2 protein-coding genes are annotated in these 6,465 nt (G+C 56.5%); both read left to right on the plus strand.

Features of this window, described 5'->3' with window-relative positions:
* Positions 1-176: 176 nt before the first annotated feature.
* The gene (gene gltB, locus QRD42_RS02605; protein WP_321988121.1) at positions 177-4,637 is read left to right on the plus strand and encodes a glutamate synthase large subunit; all 4,461 of its coding nucleotides are present in this window, start codon (positions 177-179) and stop codon (positions 4,635-4,637) included.
* A 9-nt stretch (positions 4,638-4,646) separates the two neighbouring features.
* Entirely contained in the window at positions 4,647-6,065 is a 1,419-nt protein-coding gene (locus QRD42_RS02610; RefSeq protein WP_321988122.1) for a glutamate synthase small subunit, read from the plus strand.
* The last annotated feature ends 400 nt before the right edge of the window (positions 6,066-6,465 follow it).

The following is a 6,465-nucleotide window of genomic DNA, read 5'->3' on the forward strand; positions in this document are numbered from 1 at the left end:
ATATGCAGTAATTGAGATTCCCTCTTAAAGCAAGTCCTCAACACTTGTGTACCGATGCGAAAAGGAAAAAAAAGAGGGCGACACCCGAGGCCTTAAAGCCCCGTCGCCATGCTCTTTCTGCGCCTGTGCGCGTCGGTTAAGACGGACTCCCGTAGAGCCTGGGGAGGTTCACTGATATGTTGTACGATAAATCCCTTGAGAGGGATAACTGTGGTTTCGGCCTGATCGCCCACATAGAAGGCGAACCTAGCCACAAGGTAGTGCGTACCGCTATTCACGCACTGGCCCGAATGCAGCACCGTGGCGCGATCCTTGCCGATGGTAAAACCGGCGATGGCTGCGGTTTACTGTTGCAAAAACCCGACCGTTTCTTCCGCATCGTTGCCGAAGAGCGCGGCTGGCGGCTGGCCAAAAACTACGCCGTTGGCATGCTGTTCCTGAATCAGGATCCTGAAAAAGCTGCCGCCTCGCGCCGTATTGTAGAAGAAGAACTGCAACAGGAAACCCTGTCGATTGTTGGCTGGCGCGACGTGCCGACCAATGAAGGGGTGCTCGGTGAAATCGCCCTCTCCTCGCTGCCACGTATTGAGCAGATCTTTGTCAACGCCCCTGCGGGCTGGCGTCCACGCGATATGGAGCGCCGCCTGTTTATCGCGCGCCGCCGCATTGAAAAGCGTCTGGTGGAAGATAAAGATTTCTACGTTTGTAGCCTGTCGAACCTGGTCAACATTTATAAAGGTCTGTGTATGCCGGCGGATCTGCCGCGCTTTTACCTGGACCTGGCGGACCTGCGCCTGGAATCAGCCATTTGCCTGTTCCACCAGCGCTTCTCAACCAACACCGTGCCGCGCTGGCCGCTGGCGCAGCCGTTCCGCTATCTGGCGCACAACGGTGAAATCAATACCATCACCGGTAACCGTCAGTGGGCGCGCGCGCGTACTTATAAGTTCCAGACGCCGCTGATCCCGGATCTGCACGATGCCGCGCCTTTCGTCAACGAAACCGGCTCTGACTCCAGCTCCATGGATAACATGCTGGAACTGCTGCTCGCCGGTGGTATGGACATCGTACGTGCCATGCGTCTGCTCGTGCCGCCAGCCTGGCAAAACAACCCGGACATGGATCCGGAGCTGCGCGCGTTCTTCGACTTCAACTCCATGCATATGGAGCCGTGGGATGGCCCGGCGGGCATCGTCATGTCCGATGGTCGTTTCGCCGCCTGTAACCTCGACCGTAACGGCCTGCGCCCGGCGCGCTACGTTATCACCAAAGATAAGCTGATCACCTGCGCCTCTGAAGTGGGCATCTGGGATTATCAGCCGGATGAAGTGGTGGAAAAAGGCCGCGTTGGGCCGGGCGAGTTGATGGTGATCGACACCCGCGGCGGGCGCATTCTGCACTCTGCGGAAACCGATGACGATCTGAAAAGCCGTCACCCTTATAAAGAGTGGATGGAGAAAAACGTCCGCCGTCTGGTGCCCTTTGAAGATCTGCCTGACGAAGAAGTCGGCAGCCGCGAAATGGGCGACGATCTGTTAGGCAGCTACCAGAAACAGTTTAACTACAGCGCGGAAGAGCTGGATTCCATCATCCGCGTACTGGGTGAAAACGGACAGGAAGCGGTCGGTTCAATGGGTGACGATACCCCCTTTGCCGTGCTCTCCAGCCAGCCGCGCATCATTTACGATTACTTCCGTCAGCAGTTTGCGCAGGTGACCAACCCGCCAATCGATCCGCTGCGTGAAGCGCACGTGATGTCGCTTGCCACCAGCATTGGCCGCGAAATGAACGTTTTCTGTGAAGCAGAAGGCCAGGCGCACCGTCTGAGTTTCAAATCGCCGATCCTGCTGTACTCCGATTTCAAACAGCTCACCACCATGACGGAGCATCACTATCGCGCCGACACGCTTGACATCACCTTTGACGTGAATGAAAGCACGCTTGAAGAGGTCGTCAAAGCGCTGTGTGATAAAGCCGAAGCCATGGTGCGCGACGGCACAGTGCTGCTGGTGCTCTCGGATCGCAACATCGCTAAAGATCGTCTGCCGGTACCGGCGCCGATGGCAGTGGGCGCGATCCAGACTCGCCTGGTGGAAAAAAATCTGCGCTGCGACGCCAACATCATTGTTGAAACCGCAAGCGCGCGCGACCCACACCACTTCGCCGTACTGCTGGGCTTTGGCGCCACCGCTATCTATCCGTATCTCGCCTATGAAACCCTGGCGAAACTGATCGATACCCGCGCCATTGAGAAAAGCTACCGTACCGTGATGCTGAACTACCGTAACGGCATCAACAAAGGTCTGTACAAGATCATGTCCAAAATGGGCATCTCGACCATCGCCTCTTACCGCTGCTCGAAGCTGTTCGAAGCGGTCGGTCTGCATGACGATGTGGCGAACCTTTGCTTCCAGGGCGTGATCAGCCGTATCGGCGGCGCAAGCTTCAGCGACTTCCAGCAGGATCTGCTGAACCTGTCGAAACGTGCCTGGCTGGCGCGTAAACCGCTGGATGCGGGCGGCCTGCTGAAATACGTGCACGGCGGTGAATACCACGCCTATAACCCGGACGTGGTGCGCACGCTGCAACAGGCGGTGCAAACCGGCGAGTACAGCGACTATCAGCAGTATGCGAAACTGGTTAACGAACGCCCGGCGGCGACGCTGCGCGATCTGCTGGCTATCAATCCGCCTGCCGACGCCGTCAGCATTGACGATGTGGAACCGGCGCAGGAACTGTTCAAACGCTTCGATACGGCAGCCATGTCCATCGGCGCGTTAAGCCCGGAAGCGCACGAAGCGCTGGCGGAAGCGATGAACAGCATCGGCGGCAATTCCAACTCCGGCGAAGGCGGTGAAGATCCGGCGCGCTACGGCACCAATAAAGTGTCGCGCATCAAACAGGTGGCTTCGGGACGTTTTGGCGTTACCCCGGCCTACCTGGTGAATGCGGATGTGATCCAGATTAAAGTGGCCCAGGGCGCGAAGCCTGGCGAAGGTGGTCAGTTACCGGGTGATAAAGTCACCCCATACATCGCCAAACTGCGCTACTCCGTGCCTGGCGTAACGCTGATTTCGCCGCCGCCGCACCACGATATTTACTCCATCGAGGATCTGGCGCAGCTGATTTTTGACTTAAAACAGGTCAACCCGAAAGCGATGATTTCCGTGAAGCTGGTGTCCGAGCCGGGCGTGGGCACTATCGCAACCGGCGTGGCTAAAGCCTATGCGGACCTGATCACCATTGCCGGCTACGATGGCGGCACCGGCGCAAGCCCGCTCTCCTCCGTGAAATATGCGGGCTGTCCGTGGGAGCTGGGCCTGGTGGAAACCCAGCAGGCGCTGGTTGCCAACGGCTTACGCCATAAGATCCGCCTGCAGGTGGACGGCGGCCTGAAAACCGGCGTCGATATTATTAAAGCCGCCATTCTCGGCGCGGAAAGCTTCGGCTTTGGCACCGGCCCGATGGTCGCGCTCGGCTGTAAATACCTGCGTATTTGCCACCTGAACAACTGCGCTACCGGCGTGGCAACCCAGGATGACAAACTGCGTAAAAACCATTACCACGGTCTGCCGTTCAAAGTGACCAACTACTTTGAATTTATCGCCCGCGAAACCCGCGAGCTGATGGCGCAGCTGGGCGTGAAACGCCTGGTGGATCTGATTGGCCGCACCGATCTGCTGATCGCGCTGGAAGGTTATACCGCCAAGCAGCAAAAGCTGGATCTGAGCAAACTGCTGGAAACCGCCGAGCCACATCCGGGTAAAGCGCTGTACTGCACCGAGCATAATCCGCCGTTCGATAACGGCGTGCTGAACGCCCAGCTGCTGTCGCAGGCAAAACCTTATGTGGACGAAGGCCAGAGCAAAACCTTCTGGTTTGATATCCGCAACACCGACCGCTCCGTTGGCGCATCGCTGTCCGGGTATATCGCCCAGACGCATGGCGATCAGGGGCTGGCAGCGGATCCTATCAAAGCGCACTTCAGCGGTACCGCGGGCCAGAGCTTTGGCGTGTGGAACGCCGGCGGCGTGGAGCTGTATCTGACCGGCGATGCTAACGATTACGTGGGCAAAGGCATGGCAGGCGGGCTGCTGGCGGTACGTCCGCCGGTGGGGTCAGCTTTCCTCAGCCATAAGGCGAGCATTATCGGTAACACCTGTCTGTATGGCGCAACCGGCGGTCGCCTGTATGCCGCAGGCCGCGCGGGTGAACGTTTTGCTGTGCGTAACTCCGGTGCCATCACCGTGGTGGAAGGCATTGGCGATAACGGTTGTGAATATATGACCGGCGGTATTGTCTGCATTCTGGGTAAAACGGGCGTTAACTTCGGTGCCGGTATGACGGGCGGCTTCGCCTACGTACTGGATGAAGACGGCGAATTCCGTAAGCGTGTAAACCCGGAGCTGGTGGAAGTGCTGAGCGTCGATGATCTTGCCATCCATGAAGAGCATCTGCGCGGTTTGATCACCGAGCACGTGCAGCACACGGGCTCCTCACGCGGCGAAGAGATCCTGGCAAACTGGCCAGCGTTCTCCACCAGATTCGCGCTGGTTAAACCGAAGTCCAGCGATGTTAAAGCACTGTTGGGTCACCGTAGTCGTTCCGCAGCTGAGCTGCGGGTGCAGGCGCAGTAAGGGGAAGCAATGAGTCAGAATGTCTATCAGTTTATTGACTTACAGCGCGTTGATCCGCCGAAAAAAGCGCTGAAGATCCGTAAAATAGAGTTTGTTGAAATTTACGAGCCGTTTTCAGAAGGCCAGGCCAAAGCACAGGCAGATCGCTGCCTGTCCTGCGGCAATCCCTACTGCGAGTGGAAATGCCCGGTTCATAACTACATTCCTAACTGGCTGAAGCTGGCCAACGAAGGGCGAATTTTTGAAGCGGCAGAATTGTCGCATCAGACTAACACCCTGCCGGAAGTGTGCGGTCGCGTGTGTCCGCAGGATCGCCTGTGTGAAGGCTCCTGTACGCTTAACGACGAGTTTGGCGCGGTCACCATCGGCAACATTGAGCGCTATATCAATGATAAAGCGTTTGAAATGGGCTGGCGTCCGGACATGACCGGTGTACGTCAGACCGATAAGCGCGTGGCGATTATCGGCGCAGGCCCGGCAGGTCTGGCATGTGCCGACGTGCTGACCCGCAACGGCGTGAAAGCGGTGGTCTTTGACCGTCATCCGGAAATCGGCGGCCTGCTGACCTTCGGTATTCCGGCCTTCAAGCTGGAAAAAGAAGTCATGACCCGTCGCCGTGAAATTTTCACCGACATGGGTATCGAGTTCAAACTGAACGTGGAAGTGGGCCGCGACGTACAGCTTGAGGATTTGCTGAAAGATTATGATGCCGTGTTCCTGGGCGTCGGCACCTATCAGTCGATGCGCGGTGGGCTGGAGAATGAAGATGCGTCTGGCGTGTTTGATGCGCTGCCGTTCCTCATCGCCAACACTAAACAGCTGATGGGCTTTGGCGAAACCCCGGATGCGCCGTTCGTCAGCATGGAAGGTCGCCGCGTGGTGGTGCTGGGCGGCGGTGATACCGCCATGGACTGCGTACGTACGTCCATCCGCCAGGGCGCCACGCACGTTACCTGTGCTTATCGCCGTGATGAAGAGAACATGCCGGGTTCCCGTCGCGAAGTGAAAAACGCGCGTGAAGAAGGCGTGGAGTTCCAGTTCAACGTGCAGCCGCTGGGCATTGAAGTGAATGCCAACGGCAAAGTGAGCGGCGTGAAAATGGCGCGCACGGAGATGGGCGCGCCTGATGCCCATGGTCGCCGTCGTGCGGAGATCGTACCGGGCTCTGAACACGTGTTACCGGCCGATGCGGTGGTTATGGCGTTTGGTTTCCGTCCGCACAGCATGGAATGGCTGGCGAAACACAGCGTCGAGCTGGATTCGCAGGGCCGCATCATTGCGCCGGAAGGTAATGAAAATGCCTTCCAGACCAGCAATCCGAAAATCTTTGCCGGTGGCGACATCGTGCGTGGTTCGGATCTGGTGGTCACCGCTATCGCCGAAGGGCGTAAAGCAGCAGAAGGTATTATGAACTGGCTGGAAGTGTAAGCTATAACCGTGGCGGTGTGATAATACACTGCCACGGATATTGATTTCTGCGATCAATATATTTAGTCAATAATTGTCCCACCCCTCCTTTTAATAATTCCTGTTAGCACTCCCCTTTTAACCGCGATACTCCCTTTTACGTCAATAATTAGAATACTTCACATTCACACATCTAATAAAGCACTCTTAAAATTACGGTTATTTGTAACTATCGGCATAGCGACACAGTCGCAACCGTTTACTTAATGAAAGCTTAAGAATAGTATGCCCCGCTTATTTCATTTCTTACAACGGAAGTAATTATGTCGTATACACCGCATCAATTAAATTTGATTACCAAAACAATATTAAAATTAATGCCCGCTATTGCTTTTTGTTCGTCTTCTGTGGCGTTTGCTGC

This window comes from Enterobacter sp. PGRG2, assembly GCF_030291195.1.
Taxonomy (GTDB): domain Bacteria; phylum Pseudomonadota; class Gammaproteobacteria; order Enterobacterales; family Enterobacteriaceae; genus Enterobacter_D.

Excerpts from the sequence above, each read along its gene's own strand:
- gltB (WP_321988121.1), top strand. The coding sequence starts at position 177 with ATGTTGTACGATAAATCCCTTGAGAGGGATAACTGTGGTTTCGGCCTG.
- QRD42_RS02610 (WP_321988122.1), top strand. The coding sequence starts at position 4,647 with ATGAGTCAGAATGTCTATCAGTTTATTGACTTACAGCGCGTTGATCCG.